The organism is Ciceribacter ferrooxidans (assembly GCF_004137355.1).
GTDB lineage: Bacteria > Pseudomonadota > Alphaproteobacteria > Rhizobiales > Rhizobiaceae > Allorhizobium > Allorhizobium ferrooxidans.
Genome location: NZ_SDVB01000037.1, coordinates 26,286 through 47,516 on the forward strand (window position 1 = coordinate 26,286; position 21,231 = coordinate 47,516).

At 63.4% G+C, this 21,231-nt stretch carries 20 protein-coding genes and 1 pseudogene; 8 read left to right on the forward strand and 13 right to left on the reverse strand.

Annotated features, from left to right (window positions below; genetic code table 11):
- Positions 1 to 115 precede the first annotated feature (115 nt).
- The 4 genes from EUU22_RS00440 to paaG form a co-directional block, all read right to left on the reverse strand.
- On the reverse strand, positions 116 to 715 hold the full coding sequence (locus tag EUU22_RS00440; RefSeq protein WP_129330168.1) for a TetR/AcrR family transcriptional regulator: 600 nt from the start codon (positions 713 to 715) through the stop codon (positions 116 to 118).
- Between the two features lie 96 nt (positions 716 to 811).
- Positions 812 to 2,122 carry a phenylacetate--CoA ligase PaaK gene (gene paaK, locus EUU22_RS00445; RefSeq protein WP_129330169.1) on the reverse strand — a complete coding sequence of 437 codons (1,311 nt, stop codon included), beginning with the start codon at positions 2,120 to 2,122 and terminating at the stop codon, positions 812 to 814.
- Between the two features lie 25 nt (positions 2,123 to 2,147).
- The gene (paaI, locus tag EUU22_RS00450) at positions 2,148 to 2,585 is read right to left on the reverse strand and encodes a hydroxyphenylacetyl-CoA thioesterase PaaI (protein ID WP_205687802.1); all 438 of its coding nucleotides are present in this window, start codon (positions 2,583 to 2,585) and stop codon (positions 2,148 to 2,150) included.
- Positions 2,582 to 3,376: a 2-(1,2-epoxy-1,2-dihydrophenyl)acetyl-CoA isomerase PaaG gene (paaG, locus tag EUU22_RS00455; protein WP_129330170.1), complete on the reverse strand. Its 795-nt coding sequence runs from the start codon at positions 3,374 to 3,376 to the stop codon at positions 2,582 to 2,584. The genes paaI and paaG overlap by 4 nt, the downstream gene beginning before the upstream one ends.
- Positions 3,377 to 3,477: 101 nt before the next feature.
- Here paaG and paaN point away from each other — a divergent pair, with 101 nt between their 5' ends.
- The 8 genes from paaN (at position 3,478) to EUU22_RS00495 (ending at position 12,352) form a co-directional block, all read left to right on the forward strand.
- Complete coding sequence (paaN, locus tag EUU22_RS00460) at positions 3,478 to 5,130, forward strand: phenylacetic acid degradation protein PaaN (protein WP_129330171.1); 1,653 nt, start codon at positions 3,478 to 3,480, stop codon at positions 5,128 to 5,130.
- A 36-nt stretch (positions 5,131 to 5,166) separates the two neighbouring features.
- Positions 5,167 to 6,303: an ABC transporter substrate-binding protein gene (locus tag EUU22_RS00465; protein WP_129330172.1), complete on the forward strand. Its 1,137-nt coding sequence runs from the start codon at positions 5,167 to 5,169 to the stop codon at positions 6,301 to 6,303.
- 100 nt (positions 6,304 to 6,403) lie between these two features.
- The gene (locus EUU22_RS00470) at positions 6,404 to 7,276 is read left to right on the forward strand and encodes a branched-chain amino acid ABC transporter permease (RefSeq protein WP_129330173.1); all 873 of its coding nucleotides are present in this window, start codon (positions 6,404 to 6,406) and stop codon (positions 7,274 to 7,276) included.
- A 2-nt stretch (positions 7,277 to 7,278) separates the two neighbouring features.
- Positions 7,279 to 8,235, forward strand: coding sequence for a branched-chain amino acid ABC transporter permease (locus EUU22_RS00475; RefSeq protein WP_205687803.1), 957 nt, complete (start codon positions 7,279 to 7,281; stop codon positions 8,233 to 8,235).
- Entirely contained in the window at positions 8,232 to 9,017 is a 786-nt protein-coding gene (locus tag EUU22_RS00480; protein WP_129330175.1) for an ABC transporter ATP-binding protein, read from the forward strand. The genes EUU22_RS00475 and EUU22_RS00480 overlap by 4 nt, the downstream gene beginning before the upstream one ends.
- Positions 9,004 to 9,705, forward strand: coding sequence for an ABC transporter ATP-binding protein (locus EUU22_RS00485; protein WP_129330176.1), 702 nt, complete (start codon positions 9,004 to 9,006; stop codon positions 9,703 to 9,705). Before EUU22_RS00480 ends, EUU22_RS00485 begins: the two co-directional genes overlap by 14 nt.
- Positions 9,706 to 9,711: 6 nt before the next feature.
- Positions 9,712 to 11,652: a 3-hydroxyacyl-CoA dehydrogenase NAD-binding domain-containing protein gene (locus tag EUU22_RS00490; RefSeq protein ID WP_129330177.1), complete on the forward strand. Its 1,941-nt coding sequence runs from the start codon at positions 9,712 to 9,714 to the stop codon at positions 11,650 to 11,652.
- A 409-nt stretch (positions 11,653 to 12,061) separates the two neighbouring features.
- Positions 12,062 to 12,352 carry a type II toxin-antitoxin system TacA family antitoxin gene (locus EUU22_RS00495; RefSeq protein WP_165351014.1) on the forward strand — a complete coding sequence of 97 codons (291 nt, stop codon included), beginning with the start codon at positions 12,062 to 12,064 and terminating at the stop codon, positions 12,350 to 12,352.
- Positions 12,353 to 12,466: 114 nt separating this feature from the next.
- Here EUU22_RS00495 and EUU22_RS25755 read toward each other — a convergent pair.
- From EUU22_RS25755 to EUU22_RS00545, 9 genes and pseudogenes are all read right to left on the reverse strand, one after another.
- A pseudogene (locus tag EUU22_RS25755) lies at positions 12,467 to 13,012 on the reverse strand (ATP-binding protein); the annotation flags it as partial.
- Between the two features lie 289 nt (positions 13,013 to 13,301).
- Positions 13,302 to 13,625 carry a DUF4387 domain-containing protein gene (locus EUU22_RS00510; RefSeq protein ID WP_129330178.1) on the reverse strand — a complete coding sequence of 108 codons (324 nt, stop codon included), beginning with the start codon at positions 13,623 to 13,625 and terminating at the stop codon, positions 13,302 to 13,304.
- The gene (locus EUU22_RS00515) at positions 13,622 to 15,004 is read right to left on the reverse strand and encodes an acyclic terpene utilization AtuA family protein (RefSeq protein ID WP_129330179.1); all 1,383 of its coding nucleotides are present in this window, start codon (positions 15,002 to 15,004) and stop codon (positions 13,622 to 13,624) included. The genes EUU22_RS00510 and EUU22_RS00515 overlap by 4 nt, the downstream gene beginning before the upstream one ends.
- A gap of 172 nt (positions 15,005 to 15,176) precedes the next feature.
- The gene (locus tag EUU22_RS00520; RefSeq protein ID WP_129330180.1) at positions 15,177 to 16,172 is read right to left on the reverse strand and encodes a sigma-54 interaction domain-containing protein; all 996 of its coding nucleotides are present in this window, start codon (positions 16,170 to 16,172) and stop codon (positions 15,177 to 15,179) included.
- Positions 16,173 to 16,198: 26 nt separating this feature from the next.
- Positions 16,199 to 17,296: a C45 family autoproteolytic acyltransferase/hydrolase gene (locus tag EUU22_RS00525; RefSeq protein WP_129330181.1), complete on the reverse strand. Its 1,098-nt coding sequence runs from the start codon at positions 17,294 to 17,296 to the stop codon at positions 16,199 to 16,201.
- Positions 17,297 to 17,300: 4 nt separating this feature from the next.
- Positions 17,301 to 18,317: an ABC transporter ATP-binding protein gene (locus tag EUU22_RS00530; protein ID WP_245484867.1), complete on the reverse strand. Its 1,017-nt coding sequence runs from the start codon at positions 18,315 to 18,317 to the stop codon at positions 17,301 to 17,303.
- Positions 18,314 to 19,318, reverse strand: a complete 1,005-nt coding sequence (locus EUU22_RS00535) for an ABC transporter ATP-binding protein (RefSeq protein ID WP_129330183.1) — start codon at positions 19,316 to 19,318, stop codon at positions 18,314 to 18,316. The genes EUU22_RS00530 and EUU22_RS00535 overlap by 4 nt, the downstream gene beginning before the upstream one ends.
- Entirely contained in the window at positions 19,315 to 20,223 is a 909-nt protein-coding gene (locus EUU22_RS00540; protein ID WP_129330184.1) for an ABC transporter permease, read from the reverse strand. Before EUU22_RS00540 ends, EUU22_RS00535 begins: the two co-directional genes overlap by 4 nt.
- The gene (locus tag EUU22_RS00545) at positions 20,220 to 21,227 is read right to left on the reverse strand and encodes an ABC transporter permease (RefSeq protein ID WP_129330185.1); all 1,008 of its coding nucleotides are present in this window, start codon (positions 21,225 to 21,227) and stop codon (positions 20,220 to 20,222) included. The genes EUU22_RS00540 and EUU22_RS00545 overlap by 4 nt, the downstream gene beginning before the upstream one ends.
- Positions 21,228 to 21,231: the final 4 nt, after the last annotated feature.

A 21,231-nucleotide genomic window follows, 5' to 3' on the forward strand; every position in this document is an offset into this window, starting at 1 on the left:
CGCGCCCACCCACCGCCCACCACAACAGCGGGGCGGGGGGGGGGGGGGGGGGGGCGGGGTTTTTTGTGGGGGGGGGGGGGGGGGGGGGGGGGGGGGGGGGGGGGGGGGGGGCGCTTCAGCGAACCGCCTTGATGCCTTCGAGGATCAGGGTCGTTGCCACATCGGCATAGTCTTCCCGCGTGATGCGGCCGCCGTCCCGGAACCACATGTAGACCCAGTTCATCATGCCGAACAGCGACATGGTGACGGGCATCAGCAGCGGCCGTTCCTTGCTGTCGAGTTCGGGGTTGATTTCGCGAAGCAGGTTGGAGAAGCGCCGCACGATCCGGCGCTCGATCTCGGTGATCCCTGCCTTCTGCTCATCGGAAAGGGCGGAGGTCGCGTTGAGCTGCACCTTGTGCTGGTTGTCGGCGCCACGATAGTTCTCGAGCACCGCCCCGACCAACCGGCGCAAGCGCTTTTCAGCCGCCTCATCCGCGGCATCGGCTGCCTGGATCGCCTGGTCGAGTTCTTCCAGATGGGTGACGATGATCGCGTAGATCAGCGCGTCCTTGCTCGGATAGTAGTGATAGAGCAGTGCCTTGGAGACGCCCGAATGGGTTGCTATCTGGGACATGGAGGCCTTTTCCATGCCCTGTTCGGCAAATACGGCGGCGGCATGGTCCAGAATGCCGCGGCGTTTTTCCTCAAAGTCGGTTGCCCGGGTACGAGCCATGTTTTCGCTTTCCTGCTTGCAGAGGATCTGCAAAAGGGGGGCACTTATGCCCCGCCTCATTACAACAATTGTCCTTGAACTGTCACGGGTGACCGGTCAGCTCTTCGGGCGGTTGTCCACCACGCGCTTGGCCTTGCCCTCCGAACGGACGATGGACGTGGGGTCTCGGACCTCGATCTTGGTGCTGATGCCCACCACGCTCTTGATGTGGTGCGCTAGTTCCTTGGCCGACTGCGCCCGTGCCGCCGCATCCGTGTGGTCGGCCGCGCACTCGACATGCACCGTCATGTTGTCCATGCGGCCGGCGCGCGTCAGCTCGATCTGGAAGTGTGGGGCAAGCCCGCCGCATTTCAGGATCTGTTCCTCGATCTGGGTCGGGAAGACGTTCACGCCACGCAGGATGATCATGTCGTCCGTGCGTCCGGTGATCTTCTCGATACGCCGCATCGAGCGGGCCGTGCCGGGCAGCAGGCGCGTGAGGTCGCGCGTGCGGTAGCGCACCATAGGCAGGCCTTCCTTGGTGAGTGTCGTGAATACGAGTTCGCCAAGCTCTCCGTCGGGCAGCACTTCGCCTGTCATCGGATCGATGATCTCCGGATAGAAGTGATCTTCCCAGACGTGCAGGCCGTCCTTGGTCTCCACGCATTCGTTGGCGACGCCCGGCCCCATGACCTCGGAGAGACCGTAGATGTCGACGGCATGCATGTTGAACGCCTGCTCGATCTCCGAGCGCATGGCATTCGTCCAGGGCTCAGCGCCGAAGATGCCGACCTCGATCGAGCTTTCGCGCGGATCGATGCCCTGGCGGCGGAACTCGTCGAGGATCGACAGCATATAGGAGGGTGTCACCATGATGATGCGCGGCTTGAAGTCGTTCATCAGCGTAACCTGGCGCTCGGTCATGCCGCCCGAGATCGGCACGACGGTGCAGCCGAGCCGTTCGGCACCGTAATGCGCACCGAGGCCCCCGGTGAACAGGCCGTAGCCGTAGGCGACGTGCACGATGTCACCCGGCCGGCCGCCGGAGGCGCGGATCGAACGGGCGACGACATCGGCCCAGACGTCGATGTCATGCTTGGTGTAACCGACGACCGTCGGCTTGCCGGTGGTGCCGGACGAGCCGTGGATGCGCACCAGCTTTTCGCGCGGCACGGCGAACATGCCGAAGGGATAGGTGTCGCGCAGGTCGGTCTTGGTGGTGAAGGGGAACTTCGAAAGATCCGAAAGCGTCTTCAGGTCTTCCGGGTGGACGCCGTGTTCGCCGAAACGCTTCCGATAGAAGGGCGAGTTCTCGTAGCAATGCTTGAGCGAGCGCTTCATTCGGTGAAACTGGAGCGCCGAGATTTCGTCCCGCGAGGCGATTTCGATCGGATCCAGATCCTGGGGGCGGGTTACAAAGTCGAGCATGATTTCCTCCCTGGAATGCGCTGTTTCAGGCGGGATCGGGCAGGTGCGTGCCCTTCACCGTCCGCGACAGGCCGCGAAACTCGGCGACGAGGTCGCCACTCTGATTTGAAATGCGAATGTCGTAGATCCCGGACCGGCCCTTGCGCGATATCTCGCGGGCTTCGGCTATCAACCGGTCGCCTATTCTCCCGGGACTGATATAGGTGATCGTGCAGTTCTGCGCGACGGTCACCTGGTTGTAGCCGTTGCAGGCGAAAGCAAAGGCGCTGTCGGCGAGGGTGAAGATGTAGCCGCCGTGGCAATTGCCGTGGCCGTTGGACATGGTTTCGGTGATGTCCATCGACAACCTGGCCTCGCCCGGCGCGATGTGATCGATACGCATGCCGAGGTGCTGCGACGCCTTGTCGAGCTTCCACATGGCCTCTGCGCAGGCTTCGGCCATTTCCTGTGCGTTCATGGTCATTTGCCCGAAAACTCCGGCTTGCGCTTCTCGAGGAAGGCGGTAACCCCCTCGGCATAGTCGGCCGTGCGGCCGGCCTCCCGCTGGCAATCGCGCTCCATGTCGAGCTGTTCGTCGAGGCTGTTGGTGGCGGCCGCCTGGATGAGCCGCTTTGTGAGGCCGAGCCCGCGGGTTGCGCCCTCGGCGAGCGATCGGGCGAGCGTTTCCGCTTCCGCCATCAGCTGGTCGTCGTCGACGGCCTTCCAGATCAGGCCCCAGTCGGCGGCACGTTCGGCCATCAGCGGTTCGGCGGTCATGGCGAGCGCCTTGGCGCGCGGCTCGCCGAGAATGCGGGCGAGGCTCCAGCTGCCGCCGGCATCCGGGATGAGCCCGATCTTGGAAAAGGCCTGGATGAACTTCGCCGAGCGGGCGGCAAGCACGATATCGCAGGCAAACGCGATGTTGGCGCCGGCTCCTGCCGCGACGCCGTTGACCGCGCAGACGACCGGCTTTTCCAGCGAACGGATCAACCGCAGTGTCGGATTGTAGAAGGTTTCGAGCGTGTGCCCGAGATCAGGGGCAGGCCCGCCCTTGCGGGGATCGCGATCGCCGAGATCCTGGCCGGCAGAAAAGCCGCGGCCGGAGCCGGTCAGCAGAACGGCCCGGACGGCATCCTCATCGTGAGCGCGTTGCAGTCCCGCGCGCAAGGCGATGTGCATCTCTTCGTTGAATGAATTGAGTTTTTCCGGGCGGTTCAGCGTCAGCCGCAGAACGCCGCCATCCATCGCCACCAGAACAGTGTCGGATTGGTGCATCGCTGTCTCCCTTGCCCCACTCCAAATCCGGGGCTGCAAAAACCTCTTGCATAAACCGACCGGACGGTCAATTATAAACGACAGCAGAGGAGAATTTTGTCATGTCCGACCTGTTTAACCGTCATCGTGATCTCTTGGAAACAGCCGTCAAGGCTTTGTCCGAGCGTGGTTTCTGGTCACCCTTTCCGGAAGTGCCGAGCGGGAAGATCTACGGTGAGACGGCGAAGGACGATGGCGAGGCCGCCTTCCGGTCGCTCCAGGGTGTCCGGTTCGACCTGCCGGGGCATCCCGAGAGCAAGCGCCTTGGTTCGGAGAAATCGCCGTGGGGCCTCGATCTCGACGTGCTTTACCCGGCGAGCGACGTCACGACGCTCGTCGCCGCCTCGAAAGGGGCCGGTGAGGCCTGGGCGGATGCGGCGCCGCAGACACGGGTCGGCGTCTGCCTCGAAATCCTGACGCGTCTCAACCGCATCAGCTTCGAAATGGCCAATGCCGTCATGCACACGACCGGCCAAGCCTTTCCCATGGCCTTTCAGGCCGGTGGTCCGCATGCACAGGACCGCGGCCTCGAAGCGGTTGCCACTGCCTGGGTGGAGATGACCCGCACGCCGGGTCAGGCCACCTGGGAAAAGCCGCAGGGCAAGGCCCCGGCGATCATTCTCGAAAAGAACTGGCAGGTCGTGCCGCGCGGTATCGCGCTTGCGATCGGTTGCCAGACCTTCCCGACCTGGAACAGCTATCCCGGCATATTTGCGAGCCTTGCCACCGGCAATACGGTGATCGTCAAGCCGCATCCGGGCGCCGTCCTGCCGCTTGCGCTGACCGTGAGAGTGGCGCGTGAGGTGCTCGTCGAAGCCGGATTCCCGGCCGACGTCGTCCTCCTGGCGGTCGACGAGGCGGGTTCGGAGATCACCAGGGAGCTGGTCACGCACCCGGACATCGCCATCGTCGACTACACGGGCTCCAGCGCGTTTGGAGAATGGGTGCGCGACAATGCCGGTTCGGCTCAGGTGTTTACCGAGGAAGCAGGCGTCAATTCGATCGTCATCGCCGCGACCGACGACTTCGCCGGGATGTGCGCCAACATCGCCTTCTCGATTTCACTTTATTCGGGCCAGATGTGCACCGCCCCGCAGGATATCTTCGTTCCGCGCTCCGGCATCGAGACCGACGAAGGTCACAAGAGCTTTGACGAGGTCGCTTCAGCGATCGCCGCCGCCGTCGACGCGCTTCTGAGCGATCCGGCGCGCGCCTCCGGCGTTTGCGGCGCCATTGCCAATCCCGCGACACTGGCGCGGCTCGACGAGGCGCGCAGTCTCGGGCGTATCATCCGCGACTCCGCCCCCCTTGCCGGCGGCCGTAGCGCAACCCCTTTGATCATTGCCGTCGATGCGGGCGAAACGAAAGCGCATGAGGAAGAGTGCTTCGGTCCGGTCGCCTTCATCGTCGCCGCGGATAACGCAGAGGCCGCGATCGATCTGGCAGCCGGCCTCGCCCGCAGCAAGGGCGCGATCACGGCCGCGCTCTACGACACCGACGAGGCGCGCATCGCGCGCGCCGTCAGGGCCTTCGCGCGCGCCGGCGTCAATCTGTCGATCAATCTCACCGGCAACATTTTCGTCAATCAGTCGGCTGCGTTTTCGGATTTTCACGTCACCGGCGCCAACCCGGCCGGCAATGCCAGCCTGACCGACACTGCCTTCGTCGCCAACCGGTTCCGGCTGGCGATGTGGCGCCGCCCCAAGGCGGCGTAACGCCTTTCTTTCAATGTTCTCAGGGAGGAGACATAAATGAAGACGACGACAGTACTCGTCACACTCATGGCAATGGGTTTCGCCGGCGCGGCTGAGGCCGAGATCAGGATCGGCGCCACCGTATCGGCGACCGGGCCGGCTTCGTTCCTCGGCGACCCCGAGGCCAAGACGCTGGAAATGCTGGTCGAGGAGATCAATGCCAAGGGCGGGGTCAACGGCGAACAGCTCAAGCTCGTTCTCTATGACGACGGTGGCGATCCGAACAAGGCGCGCACTTTCGCAACCCGTCTCGTCGAGGACGACGAGGTGGTCGCCATCATCGGCGGCACGACGACCGGCACGACCATGTCGATCGTTCCCGTCGCCGAGGACGCCGAGGTGCCGTTCATCTCGCTCGCCGGCGCCATCGAGATCATCGATCCGGTCAAGCACTGGGTCTTCAAGACCCCGCATACCGATCGCATGGCCTGCCAGAAGATCTTCGAAGACATGAAGAAGAACGCGATCAGCAAGATAGGCGTCATTTCCGGCACCGACGGCTTCGGGGCCTCGATGCACAAGCAGTGCGTTGCCGTTGCGGGTGACTACGGCATCGAGATCGCAGCCGACGAGACCTATGGCCCGCAGGATGCCGACATGACGCCCCAGCTGACCAACATCAAGGGGACTGCCGGCGTGCAGGCAGTCCTGAACGCCGGTTTCGGCCAGGGCCCGTCCATCGTGACGCGCAACTATTCGCAGCTCGCTGTCGGCCTGCCGCTCTATCAGTCGCACGGTGTCGCCTCCGACGGCTTCATCGAGCTTGCCGGCGCGAAGGCCGCCGAGGGTGTGCGCCTTCCGGGCACCGCGCTGCTGGTTGCCGGCATCCTCACTGAGGGCGATTCCCAAAAGGCGGTGGTGACGGACTACAAGGCAGCCTACGAGAAGAAGACTGGCTCCGCCGTCTCGACATTCGGCGGCTATGCCCATGACGCCCTGCGCATCCTCGTCGATGCCATAGGCCGTGCCGGTTCGGCAGAGCCCGAAGCGATCCGCGACGCGATCGAAGGCACGTCCGGCCTCGTCGGCACCACCGGCGTGGTGACGATGGCGGCGGACAATCACCTCGGCCTCGATCTCTCGGCATTCCGCATGCTGGAGATCAAGGACGGTGGCTGGACCATCATCGAGTAAGCACCCGAAACGTTCCCTCGCGGGACATGGCACTGGTGCGGAGCCTGCGAAAGACCTGCAGGCTCCGCTTCACACACAAGCGGCCACAACGGGGTCTTCGATGCCAGAACTGATGCAGTTTCTCCTTTCCGGCGTGACGGTCGGTGCGGTCTATGCGCTCGTCGCGCTGGGCTTCACCATCATCTACAACGCCTCCGACGTCGTGAATTTCGCCCAGGGCGAATTCGTGATGTTGGGCGGCATGATCACGGTGTTCGCCTTCGACGCCGGCCTGCAGCTGCCGCTGGCGGCGCTGATCGCCATTGCCCTGACCGCGGCCATCGGCGTTGCCCTCAACAAGCTCGCCATCGAACCGGCGCGGGGCGCGCCCGTCGTCTCGCTGATCATCATCACCATCGGTGCATCGATCTTCATTCGCGGCGTGACGCAGCTCGTCTTCGACAAGCAGCTCCACCGCTTCCCCGCCTTTACCGGCGACGAGCCGATCAGGATTCTCGCCGCCACCATCCTGCCGCAGAGCCTTTGGGTGATCGCCGGCGCGGTGGTTGTGTTCGTCGCGCTCTGGCTCTTCTTCACCCGCACCCTGACCGGCAAGGCGGTGCTTGCCACCTCGAACAATCGCCTGGCAGCCCAGCTCGTCGGCATCAACACAAAGTGGGTCATGACGCTGTCCTTTGCACTGTCGGCGGCGATCGGCGCGCTTGCCGGCGTGCTCGTCACTCCGATCACGCTGACGAGCTATGATCTCGGCATTGCACTCGCTCTCAAGGGCTTTGCCGCGGCCATGCTTGGCGGCATGGGCAATCCGAAGGGTGCCCTGGTCGGTGGCCTGCTGCTCGGCCTCTTCGAAGCGCTGACTGCCGGCTTCATCAGTTCCCAATACAAGGACGCGGTCGCCTTCATCGTCATTCTCGCGGTCCTCTTCGCCATGCCGCAAGGCCTCTTCGGGCGCAATACGGTCAATCGGGTGTGACGATGCGGCTCACGACAAAACAGACCACACTTCTCGTTCTGGCGCTCATCATTGCCGCGACGCCTTTCTTCTTTCCGTCCGCGTTCTACTTCCGTGTCGGTTCGCTGGTGTTCGTCAACGGCGTGGCGGTGCTCGGTATCGTCATCCTGACCGGTTTCGCCGGGCAGATCAGCCTCGGCCATGCCGGCTTTGCCGGGATCGGTGCCTATGCCTCGGCACTGGCACCGGTGCATCTCGGCCTTCACCCCGCATTCGCGGCGCTGCTCGGCGCAGCGCTGTCCGCCCTGATCGCCTATGTCGTCGGTCGGCCGATCCTGCGCCTCAAGGGCTACTATCTCGCCGTCGCATCGCTCGGTTTTGGCATCCTGGTCTCGATGGTTTTGTCCAACGAAGCCTGGTTGACCGGTGGACCGGACGGCATTGCCGTTGCCGATCTCGGCCTGCGCCAGGCGCTCGGCCATATGGGGCTCAAGCTCTCGGCGCCGGAATTCTGGTATTTCTTCTGCGGGCTCTGCCTGCTGGTCGGTGCGTGGTTGGCGCTCAATCTGCACGACAGTCCGACCGGCCGCGCGCTTCGGGCGCTCCACGGTTCGGAAATCGCGGCGAGTACGGTCGGTGTCGACGTGCCCCGGGCAAAGCTTCAGGCCTTCGTCATCTCGGCGGTCTATGCCTCGGCCTCGGGTTCTCTGCTCGCCCTGCAGAACAAGTTCATCACGCCGGATGTCGCCGGCTACATGCACTCGATCGAGCTCGTCACCATGGCAGTGCTGGGTGGCGCCGGATCGGTGCTCGGAGCAATCTTCGGTGCCGGCATTCTCACCCTCCTGCCGCAGGTGCTGACCGTGTTCGCCGAATACGAGCAGGTTGTGCTCGGGCTGGTGATGATGCTGGTGATGATCTTCCTGCGCGAGGGCCTTCTGCCGTCGCTGATGCGTCAATTCACGGGGAGGGGAGCATGAGTCTCCTGAGCGTCGAAGGACTGGGGATCGCCTTCGGCGGCCTGAAGGCCGTCGATGACGTGAGCTTCTCGGTCAACCCTGGGGAAATCGTCTCGGTCATCGGGCCGAACGGTGCCGGCAAGACCACCCTGTTCAACATGATCTCGGGCGTCTACATGCCGAGGTCGGGGAGGGTGCGGCTGAACGGTGAGGACGTCACCGGCTACGCACCGCATCTGCTGGCGCGCCGCGGCATGTCGCGCACCTTCCAGAACCTGCAGATCTTCCAGAACATGACGGTGCTCGAAAACGCTATTGCCGGGTTTCACCTGCGGGAGAAGGGTTCGGTTTTCGCTGACCTCTTCGGGCTGCCGGGGTCGCGCCGGCGCTCCCGCGATGCACGGACGGGCGCGCGGGAGCTACTGGCGCGTGTGGGGCTTGCCAATGCGGCCGAGCTCGAAGCCGGCAGCCTTTCCTATGGTGCGTTGAAGCGGCTGGAAATCGCCCGTGCGCTCGCGCTCGACACCAAGGTCCTGTTGCTCGACGAACCGGCGGCCGGCTGCAATGCGGTCGAAACCGAGGAGATCGACCATCTGATTGCCGAGGTTGCTGCCTCCGGCGTCGCCATTCTTCTGGTCGAGCACGACATGAAGATGGTCATGCGCATCTCCAATCACATCGTCGTTCTCGATCACGGCGTAAAGATCGCCGAGGGCGAGCCCGGCGCGGTTTCGCGCGACCCGAACGTGATTGCAGCCTATCTCGGAACGAAGACAGAGGAGCCGTCCCATGCTCACGGTTGAGGGACTGAGATCGCGCTATGGGCGCATCGAAGCGCTGCACGGCATCGACCTGCACATCGATTCCGGCGAGATCGTCACGATCGTCGGTGCGAACGGCGCTGGCAAGACCACCCTGCTGCGCTGCCTGTCCGGCCTCCAGCCGGTGAGTGCCGGGCAGATCATCTTCCGTGGCGAGGCACTGACCACGACGCCCGCCTTCAAGCGCCTCGAGCGCGGTCTTGCGCAGTCTCCTGAAGGTCGGCAGATCTTCACCAATTTGACGGTGGAGGAAAACCTGCGTCTCGGTGCCTTCCTCTTCACCGACGACCGGGTCGATCGGGACATGGAGAACGCCTTCCGGATGTTCCCGATTCTCAAGGAGAAGCGCAATCTCGCCGCCGGCGGCCTGTCGGGCGGCCAGCAGCAGATGCTGGCCATCGCCCGCGCTCTGATGGGGCGTCCGTCCTGTCTGCTGCTCGACGAGCCCTCGATGGGGCTAGCGCCCATTCTGGTCCAGCAGATCTTCGATGTGGTCAGGAGCATGCGGGATCTCAAGGTCACCGTGCTGCTCGTCGAGCAGAATGCCTTCGGGGCACTGTCGGTCGCCGACCGCGGCTACGTCATGGAAACAGGCAGGATCACCATGGAAGGGCCGGCCGGCGAACTGCTTGCCGATCCTCGCGTTCGAGAAGCTTATCTGGGAATCTGATTGCACATGTCCGTCGTTACCATCGCCCGGGAGGGCAAGATCGCCGTCGTCACGATCGACAATCCGCCCGTCAACGCCTTGGGCCAGGCCGTGCGCCAGGGGCTGAGCGAGGCGGTGAGCACGCTGGACAGCGACCCGGAGGTGACCGCCGTCGTGCTGATCTGCGCCGGCCGCACCTTCATTGCCGGCGCCGACGTCAGCGAATTCGACAAGCCGCCGCAGCCGCCCCATCTGCCCGATGTCGTCTCGGCCATCGAACTGGCGGCCAAGCCCTGGATCGCGGCGATCCATGGTTCGGCGCTCGGCGGCGGCTTCGAGGTGGCGCTCGGCTGTCGCTTCCGTCTGGCCACGGCGGATGCCTCGGTGGGCTTGCCGGAAGTGACGCTCGGGCTCGTTCCGGGCGCTGGCGGAACGGTGCGCACGCCGCGTCTCGTCGGCATCGAGGCGGCCGTCGATCTGGTGACCACGGGTAAGCCGGTGCGTGGCCCCCGGGCTCTGGAGCTTGGCCTTATCGACCGTATCGTCGAGGGTGACCTGCGCGCCGACGCCGTCGCCTTTGCGCAGGACCTTCCGGACGAGCTGCCCGTTCCGCTCTCGTTACGACCGGCGCCGACGGTGCCGGAGACCTTCTGGGGCAATGCCGAAACCATCATCGCCAAACGGGTAAAGCGTGAGACAGCGCCGCTTCGCGCTCTCGCCTGCCTGCGCCGGGCAACCGAGGTCGATTTTGCCTCCGCGATGGCGTTCGAGCGGACCACTTTCCTGGACCTGCGTGCCTCCAAACAGGCTGCCGCGCTCCGCCATGTCTTCTTCGCCGAACGGGCAGCCCCACGGCCGGCGGCCCTTGCAGGTATCGAGACCCGTCCGCTGCGCAACGCCGCCGTGATCGGTGGCGGCACGATGGGGGCAGGCATTGCCGCGGCGCTCCGCGATGCTGGCCTGCCGGTCATCCTGATCGAGCGGGACGATGCGGCTGTCGAGCGGGGTCTTGCCAACCTGAAGGCGATCTTCGACGGCGCGGTGAAGCGCGGACGACTGACCGAAGCGGCCGCCGAGGCGCGGCTCGCCGGGGTCACGGGTTCGACCGACTATGGCGCGCTCGCCGACACCGACCTCGTGATCGAGGCAGTGTTCGAGGAGCTTTCCGTCAAGCGTCAGGTGTTCGACGAGCTCGGTCGCGTCTGCCGCGCCGATGCGGTGCTGGCGACCAACACCTCCTATCTCGACCCGCGATCGATCGCAGAAGGTCTGCCTCGTCCGGGCCGGTTCATCGGCCTGCATTTCTTCAGTCCGGCCAACATCATGAAGCTCCTCGAGATCGTGCCGACACCGGAGACGGACGCTGCGACCCTCGCCACGGGTTTCGCGCTCGCCCGCTTGCTCGGCAAGGTGCCGGTACGTGCCGGCATTTGCGAGGGCTTCATCGGCAACCGCATCCTCAAGCATTACCGTGCCGAAGCCGAAGCGCTGGTCCGGCAGGGCGTAGCGATTAGGGACGTCGACGCCGCAATGCGAGCCTTCGGCTTCGCCATGGGGCCCTTCGAGGCGCAGGATCTCGGTGGCCTCGACATCGCCTTTCTGCAGCGAGAAGGTGCACGGGCCGCCGGCCTGGACGTTTCTGAAACGCTCGGCGACATTCTCGTCAGGGCCGGCCGCAAGGGCCAGAAGACCGGCGGCGGCTGGTACGATTACGAGGCCGGAGACCGACGTCCGCTTCCCTCACAGGATGTTGATCAGCTGCTCCGCGATCACATCAAGCCCGGGAGCGCCCTGGATGCCGCGGCAATCGCCGATCGTCTGGTCGGTGCCATGGCGCGCGAAGGCGAGGCGATTTTGGCTGAAGGCACTGCCGAGAGGCCGTCCGATATCGACCTGGTCGAGATCCACGGCTACGGTTTCCCGCGCTGGCGCGGCGGTCCAATGTTCTGCACATCGGCAGGCACGTGATGGAACGGCTGACGGCAACGCAGTTGCCGTTTCTTTCCGCCGCTTCATTCCCGGCGACAGGCGGAGCCGCCTCAGTCCCGCAGATCGTTGCCTTTGGTCGTTCGCATGTGTCGTCGGATGATCTCCTCTGATTCTCGGAGGAAGTCGAAGTCGCAGCCTTCGTCCGCCTGTAGGACATGATCGCGGTAGAGCATGTCGTGCCGCGAGGGCCGGCCATTATCGGTCTTTCGGTCGGCCAGCCTCTTCTCCAGTTCTTCTGATAAGAGAAGACGGATCGCATTGTCCTTGACGCTGAGTGCGATCAGTGTCGGAGCGGCTTGAGATGATCTGTCTGTTGACCTCTCTAGGTCATCCGATTCTTGATATACCCGGCAATATGCCGAATATAATCTCGCCACGGAGATTAGTCATGTCCAGACCCGCAAGTGAAGTCGAAACTGCCCGCCTTGAGGCGCGCGTTCCCGTCCATGTCTATGAGCAGATGCAGCGCGCGGCCAAGCTGCGCGGCATGACACTGACGGGCTATCTCATCGCCACGGCGGGCGAGGATGCCCGCCGCGCAGTCGAGGAAGCCGACGTGCTGCGTTTGACGACGGAGGATCAGGTGCGCTTTGCGAAGGTGCTGATTGATCCACCCGCGTTCAATGCCCGTCTGGCCCGCGCCGCAAAGCGTCATGCCGACCTGATCGCGCGCCGGTGAGGCCAAGGTATGCAATAGAGGCGTTGACCACGGCTCACCAACGCACGACGTTCTCGTACGGCGATGAGCGGATAGGTCGCAACTTGCGCGAGGCCGTCACGCAGGACATCAATGTCGGCGACGTTCGTTCTCTCGACTGAGAGCCTCTGGGAAACCGCCAAGAAAGACCAACTGAACCAGATCGTCTCCGACAACTGCATTCGGCAGACTGGTCAACTTTCCATCAAACAAACTTTCAAGGGAGCTCGGGGAATGACCGGCAATCTCTGCCCTTGCCTAGGGGAGCATTTGGATGGCTTCCATGCGCCCCGCCAAGCTGTCGGCAAGGTTCGGCAGGGTTAGCACATTTGTAGAGCCGGTCAGTCAGAATCGGCCGGTACGGCAATCTTCATCAACCGACTTTTTGATCGCCAATAAAAGGTCAGGCGCTCGTTGCAATTCATCGATGATCGCTTGATCGAGACCTCGGATGAAGCCGACTGGATCATTGTTGGCGGCTTCCAGAACCGTTTGATCATCTAGGGTTATGTAGGTTCACTCAGAAGTAACCATCCTTTTGACGGGCGTTGTTTTGCCTGCCCGGCGTGGTCCAATAATCAGAACAATTGGCGTATCGGATAGCGCCTCATCCGCTCGCCGTTCAACAAACCGTCCAAACATGCGGTTCTCCGAATCCTCGCTGATCGGTACTATCGACTTCGGCTAATTGGAAGTCGAACGTCCGCAGATTGGGAATTTGGGGGCGGTGAGGCTACCACGGGGAGCGCCCGGCGATCGATCGGGAGAGGGCGGCAGTCGGCTCATTGACGAAACCGGACGATCATTTCAATCCGCCGTTGCCATCCAGGTCCAGGCCCTCGACGACGCAAGCGTCGAATGAAACCGATATGCGACGAGCCTCCCGCAGCCGGACCGCGGGAGGCAGAGGTGGTCCCGGGCATCTCCCGGATCAGATTTCCCTGACTTCGACGTCGAGGAAGGGGGCATATTGCTGCGCGCCGAAAATGTCGGCGTCGCCGGGGCTTCCGCTCGGGCGCAGACGCAGGATCGTGAACTTGATGGCATGGGCCGGATCATATTCGACGAAATCAGTCAGCCGTGCCCGATCGATGCCGAGGATGGCGCAGACCGTCTCCGGCGTCAGAGCCCCTGAACGTTTCACCCTGTCGTAGGTCTCGCGCTCGCGGAAGATGATGTCGAAGGTGATCTTGTCCGTGCCGGCATTCTTGCTGCGGATCGTCTTGGCGAGGTCGGAAAGTTTGGTCACGGTCATTGCGCAGCCTCGATCTGTCCGTTGGCGATGATGGCGGTGTGGGTGGGGAAGAGTTCCAGCGGGTCGCTGACCGACATCGTGTGATTGAGGGTCCAGCGGTAGGCCGGGCTCGCCTGCATCACCTCGTCGAGGACGAAGGAAACGCCACCGGCGGTGCCCTTGACGTCGGGAAGGCGGGCATAGAACAGCTGGCGCGTGCCGGTGATCGTCACTTCCTCGGCCATTTCCCTGGTTGGGGCGACGCCCTGGACGACGATCATCAGCTCGTGGCCCGGCTTGTCCTTGAGCGGCTCCATGTCGCCCATGATGCCGTTGCGGCCGAAGACGTTGTAATGCAGTTCCCAGCCTTCGGGACCGAAGCGTTCGCGCACCTGGGTTCTCGCCCATTCGATCACCTCGTCGACATGGGCGATGGTATAGGGATCGCGGATGCCGGCCATGCCGACGAAACGCTCGCCGATCTTGCCGGAGCCTTCGAGCTTGACCCGGAAGTCGGTTGCGGGAACGAATTCCATGCCGGTGACGCGGGTGGTCTTTTCCGACACCTGTTCATAGACGCAGTTGGTCATGTCGAGCATGCCGCCGGCGACATATTCGAAGAACGGGTTGGAGCGCTCGTACATGGCGTGGCCGGCAACCGAGGCCACGGTGCAACGCTGTTCGGGCGCCATGGCCGTTACCTCGACCCAGTCCTCGGTGATCTCGCCGAGAACCGTTTCCTTGGCGCCATATGGCTCGGCACAGAACGAGGCGCATTCGAGAACCTTGCCGAGATAGTAGGACTGGGCCTCGGGGAAGCCGCGCGCAAGGGCTGCGCAGGCAAAGACGGCGCTGTCGGAGGAGCGTCCGCCGATGATGACGTCGCAGCCCTGGTCGAGCAGGGCCCGGAAGGGATGGACGCCGGCCATGGCGACGACACGCTCCGTGGCGTCGAGTTCCTCCTCGCTCAGCGCCGGGCGAGCGTCGAGCCCCTGGATGGTCGAGCCGGAGCGGATCTTGGCGCGCACCAGTTCCTTGTCGACCTCGGAATAGAACCAGCCGATACGGAAAGGCGGCAGTTTGTGCTTCGCGGCGATCTCGCAGATCATCTCGACATACATGTCGACCCGGCGGTTGGTGCCGGTATCGCCGGCCGAGCCGATGATCATCGGCACGCCGATCCGGCGCGAGGCCAGCAGCATTTCCTCGAGGTCATGCTCCTGCCAGGCTTTCGGGCTGGCGCAGGTATCGTTGCCGAGCGGCACCGGGCCGATATCGTCGCTGCCGCTGTCGGCTGCGATGAAGTCGGGACCGGCATCGACGCCGATGTGGAAACTCTTGGGTTTCAGCGGCGCAAAACCCAGATGCCCGTTGGGGCAGATGATCTTCATAGATCGCATGCACTTTCTCCATTGAAGAACGAGAACCGTCTTGTCCTGGAGAATGCATGCAACGTGCCAAACGTGGATGCACGTCTAAGTTATTGAAATTGCATCGCGAAAAGCACCGACATAATCTGACGCCGCAGGGTTGCGCGAAACGCACGCGGCGTGTCGTGCGCTGCGCGCCGGCTCAATCGCTGATCAACCCGAGCTTGATCATCTGGTGACGCATGGCGTGCCGGCTGAGTTTCAGGGTTGCCGCAGCGCGCTGGGGATTGCCAGCCGCTGCCGCGAGCGCCGCCTCGATCAGTTGCTTCTGATAAAGAGCGGTGGCCCCGTGAAAACCGAGCGAGAGATCATCGACGGAGGCTTGCTCCTTCGGGTGAGACACGACGCCCGCAGCCTTCGCCCTGACGGTTCGCAAGATGCGGTCCGGGAGGTGTCGTGGCAGGATCAGGTCGTCGTCCTCAAGAATGAAAATGCGCTCGATCAGGTTTTCAAGCTCGCGAACATTTCCAGGCCAGGGATAGTCCAGGAATATCTGCTGGACCTCCTCGCTCATGCCTTTGATTCTGCGACTGTACTGGACGTTGAACTTGTCGACGAAGTGTTGCGCCAGGATCAAGGTGTCAGAGGCGCGTTCCCTGAGTGCCGGAAGGTTGATAGCAACCACCTGCAGCCGATAATAGAGATCCTCGCGAAAACGTCCGGAATTGACCTCGCCGAGCAGGATCTTGTTCGTCGCGGCGACGAGCCTGACGTCGACCGAGGTCGAGGTGACGGCTCCGACCCGACGGAATCTCTGCGTGTCGAGGAAGCTCAGCAACTTGGCCTGCAGCACGAGGTCCATTTCGCGGATCTCGTCGAGAAAGACCGTGCCGTGGTTTGCCATCTCGACCAGGCCGGCCTTCTTGACCTGGGCGCCGGTGAAGGCGCCGCGCTCATGTCCGAACAGTTCTGATTCCAGCAGGCTCGATGGGATGGCCGCACAGTTGATGTCGACGAACTCGCCCGAGGCCCGCGTCGACTGCTGGTGCAGCATGCGCGCTACCAGCCCCTTGCCGGTCCCGGTCTCGCCGTAGATGAGGACAGTCCGGGCAGGGCTTTTGGCCACACGCGTGATCAACTTCCGCAGGGCATCGATGCTCGCATGCTCGCCGATCAGATCACGCTCGTAATTCGCCATGGGCCGCCCTGGTTGAGACATGGCGATTATACGGTCATTTCGAACAACTGCCACTCTCCCGAACAGGGGTTCCCCTCGAGAAAATGAAGGCTCGCACTGTCGCAGCGGTAGATGACGGAGGAAATGGTCTGGGAGCCGTCGTGGTCCGGATGCTGGCAGAGCGGGGCCATGCCTGGCCCGTCCTCGGCATGGGTCGCCATCAGGTCTGCGGCCGCTTCAACGCTCCAGCGCCGGTTTGGAACCATGCGCGACAGGAAGTCGAACCGGATCGACGAATTCTCGTCGATCCGGTCGCCATGCTCGAGAAGATTGCCGTCCGCCATATTCGCCGTGACGAAATGGTTGGTCCGCCAAGATGCCGCGCCCTTCTCGATGCCGAATGATCCAGTTCCCAATTCGACTGCCGCAGTCGTCCCGCTGCGATCTGCCAATACGAGGTTTCCGCCGCCGGCATGGCGCCGTGCGGCGATGAAACTGATCGCCTCGTCGACCGTGCGGCACGTTGCCAGTATCCGGGTCATCGCAAAGTAGCGGAGCCAGCCGACCCCATGGTGGTTGGTTCCCACGTGGTTGTCGACGAGGGCGAGACCTGCCGCGTTGATCCCGCTCGAATAGGCCCCGGGGCTGCCGGCGCTACCGACACAGATCATCCGGCCGGTCGCAATGTCCGGACCCTGATGCAGGAAGACGCGCTGCACGCCGAGATGCGTCCCCGAGAAGTCACGGTTCTTCACGACAAGCGGTCCATCCTCGCTGTCGCCGACCGCCCAGGTGCTGCAACCGTCCGTGTCGATGTGTGCACCCGTCTTGAGGTCGCGAAGGACGGTGAGGTGCTGGTGGACGAAGAGATCGTCCTCAGGAACGCCGAAACCTTCAGCAATGCCGGCCAGTTCCGCCACGGTGTCAGGATCGTTGGCGGTCAGGAAGGCGCGCTGGGCCTCGATGTAACGCGAGCCATCGGCGTCGATCAGGCCGGCCGCGCGGGCCTCCTCGACACGGCCACGGATGGCGGTTCGGACCTGGGACTCGCTCACGCCAGCCTTGGCCGCTTGCGCGCGCCCGCGCTCGTAAGGGCTGCCGGAGAGGAGAACCGGAACAGCAGGAGCGGCATTGAAGAGCGGCATCGCACTACCTCAGGATCGAGAGTTTGTCATTGATCAGGTGACAGGACACAGTGTGACCGTTGCCGACCCCATGGCGGCGTGGCGCCTCCTTCCGGCACAGGTCGATCGCCAGCGGACAGCGGGTATGGAATTTGCAGCCCGGCGGCGGGTTTTGCGGCGAAGGAAGATCGCCGGTGAGCCGCACACGCTGACGCTTGCCGGGATGGTCGACGTCGGGCACGGCCGACATCAGGCTCTGCGTGTAGGGATGGCGCGGATTGGACAGTACCGCCTCGACCGGTCCCATCTCGACGATCTCGCCAAGATACATCACCGCGACGCGGTCGCTCAGGTAGCCGATGACCGAGATGTCGTGGGAGACGAAAAGATAGGTCAGGCCCATCTCGCGCTTGAGGCTGGTCAGCAGTTCGATGATCTGTGCCTGGATCGAGACGTCGAGAGCCGAAACCGGCTCGTCGCAGACGATGAACTGTGGATTGCTGATCAGAGCCCGGGCGATGCCGATACGTTGGCGTTGCCCGCCGGAGAATTGATGCGGGTAGCGATCGAGATGATTGGCCTTCAGCCCGACCTTGTCCATGATCGCCGCGACCCTGTCGCGCATGTCGCGCCGATTGGAGGCAAGCCCGTGCAGCATCAGCGGCAGTCCGATGATGTCTGCGACGGTACGACGCGGATTGAGCGATGCGTAAGGATCCTGAAAGATGATCTGCATGTCGCGACGCATTGCCTTCAACGCATCAGGCTTCAGTACGGTTATGTCTGTTCCGTTGAAGACGACCCTGCCGGAGGTCGGTTCGTGCAGGCGAAGCAGCGTGCGCCCGAGCGTCGATTTCCCGCACCCGCTTTCGCCGATCAGGCCGAGCGTCTCGCCGCGTCGCACCTCGAAAGAGACGCCGTTCAGTGCCCGAATGTTGATCGCCGGTTTCCCCGTCGCCCAGGAAATCGGGTCCCGCCGCCCGCCATAGTGCTTCACGAGGTTGTCGACGGTGATAAGCGGCGTAGTCATCCTCTCGTTCATGCCTTGCCCTCCGACAGCCGAATACAGCGCGCACGGCGTTGTTCACCCAGGTCGCGCATGTCGATGCGTTGCCGGCAGGCGTCGATGCGTTCGCCGCAGCGGGAATAGAAGCGGCACTGCGGCGGGAGGTCGATCAGATCGGGTACCTGGCCTTCAATCGGGCTGATCTTCTGCCCGCGCAGAGAAAGCCGCGGAATGGATTGGAGGAGGCCGCGCGTATAGGGATGCAGTGGCTCCCGGATGACGGAGGCGGTCGGGCCTTCCTCGACCACCTGGCCCGCATACATGACCATCACCCGGTCGCAATACTCGGAGACCACGCCGAGGTCATGGGTGATCAGAACGACGCTCATGCCGAGGCGCGCGCGGATATCGGCGATCAGTTCGAGCACCTGGGCCTGGATCGTCACGTCAAGCGCCGTGGTCGGCTCGTCGGCGATCAATAACTTCGGCCGGCAGGCGAGCGCGATGGCGATCATAATCCGCTGGCGCATGCCCCCCGAAAACTCGTGGGGGTAATATTTGAGGCGGTCGCCGGCCGAGGCGATTCCGACGAGTTCGAGCATGTCGACCGCCTTGGCGCGTGCCGCCCTTTGCCGTGCGAGACGGCCCTTCGGAAGCGTCTCGTCATGGGCGTAGAGCACTTCGAGGATTTGCTCGCCGACCGTCAGTGCGGGATTGAGTGCCGTCAGCGCGTCCTGCATGGTCATGGCGATGTCGCGACCGCGAATCCTGCGCATGTCGTGGACCGAAAGACCCCTGAGGTCGCGCCCTTCGAACGAGATCGAGCCGTTGACGATGCGTCCCGGTGCGCGCACCAGTCTCATCACCGAGGAAAAAGTGACGCTCTTGCCAGAGCCACTTTCGCCGACGACGCCGAGGCATTCGCCCGGATGGACGGTGACGTCGACGCCGTCGACTGCGAAGACACGGCCGGCACGCGTCTCGAACACCGTCCTGAGGTCCTGCACCTGGAGGAGGGGCGTTGCGGTGGTCGTCATTCGTTGAACCTCGGATCGAAAGCGTCGCGCAGGCCCTGGCTTGCCACGTTGATCACCAACACGAGAAGAAGGATGGCAAGGCCGGGAAAGGTCGAAACCCACCAGGCCTCGAGGATGAAAGCGCGTCCGTCCGCGACCATCGATCCCCAGGAGGCAGTCGGCGGCTGTACGCCGAGACCGAGGAAGGAGAGGCTCGCCTCCAGGATGATGACGTCGGCCATGCGGATGGTCGAAACGACGATCACCGGCGACAGGATGTTCGGCATGATTTCGTGCAGCATGATGTGGAAGCGCGAGGCGCCGATGGCGCGAGCCGCTTCGACATACTCGAGTTCGCGGGCTGCAAGCGTCTCACCTCGCACCACACGACAGGGGATGACCCACTCCTTGTAGGCGAGCGCAAGGATGATATTGACCAGCCCAGGCCCCATCATCGCCATCAGGCCGATGGCGAAGATCAGGTACGGAAAGCCGAGCAGAATGTCGACGAGCCTGGATATGGCAATGTCGACCCAGCCACGCAGGTAGCCGGCGGCGAGCCCAGCAATGATGCCGACCATGGTCGCGATGAGAATGACGGCGGTGCCGATGAAGATCGAGATGCGCGAGCCGTAGATGATGCGCGAGAGGATATCGCGGCCGAGCCCGTCGCAGCCAAGAAGATAGCTCCATTCTCCGCCGGCCGCCCAGCCTGGCGGTTGCAGACGTCTGAAAAGATCGGTCTCGTTCGGGTCATGCGGGGCGATGAGGGGGGCGAAGATCGCCATCAATACGAAGAGGAGCATGAGCACGGCGCTGGCGAGCGCCAGTCGGTTCTCCGCAAAGACACTGAGATTGCGGCGGAACAGAGTGGTCCCCTGTTCGGTCGCGATGGCCGGTGCGGCGGTATCTTCGGCGACCGTCATAGTTTCACCCTCGGATTGAGCAGTGTGTAGAGGAGGTCGGCGACAAAGTTCACCAGCACGTAGGTTACGGCGTAGAACAGCACGGCCGCCTGGACGAGTGGATAGTTGCGCACGAAGATGCTTTCGACCACGAGCCGGCCGAGCCCCGGCCAGCCGAAGACCGTCTCGACGATCATGTTGCCGCCGAGCAGCGAGCCGGTTTCGAGGGCCGCGACCGAGACCGTCGGGATCAGGGCGTTCTTCAGGGCGTGGCGGAAGAGGATTCGCCGACGGCTGAGGCCCTTTGCTTCGGCGAAGGCAACATAGTCCTGCCGCAGCACTTCGAGCATCGAGGTGCGGGTGACGCGCGTCAGGATCGCCGTCATCGGCAGCCCCAGCGTGATCGCCGGCAACAGGATGTGCGACAGCGCGTCCCAGAAGGCATCAAGGCGCCCGCGCAATAGCGTATCGATCAAGAGAAAATGGGTGATCGGCGCGACCTCGCTGTCGAAACCGATGCGGCCGGACACCGGCAGAAGCCTCAATTGCACGGCAAACAGCATCAGCAGGAGAATGCCGAACCAGAAGCCCGGGAGCGAAACGCCAAGCAGCGAACCGACCGTGGCGATGCGGTCGATGATCGTATTCTTCCTGATTGCCGCCATCACGCCGAGCGGAATGGATGTGGCGAGCGCGATGATGAGTGCCACGAGGCTGAGTTCGATCGTTGCCGGCAGACGCTCGACGATCACGTCGAACACCGGCCGCCGGTGGAACAGGCTCGTCCCGAAGTCGCCGGTAACCGCGTTTTCGAGGAAGACCAGGAAGCGCTCGCCCATCGGCTTGTCGAGTCCGAGGTTCTGGCGAAGCGTCAGTTCCTCGGCGGCTGTGATCGGCTGGTCGCCGATCATGATCTCGACCGGATCTCCCGGTGTCAGCGCCATCATCAGAAAGACGATGGTGCTGACACCGAGGAGAACGGGAACGAGCTGCAGAAGACGCTCGACCAGTTTACCCAGATGCATGGTC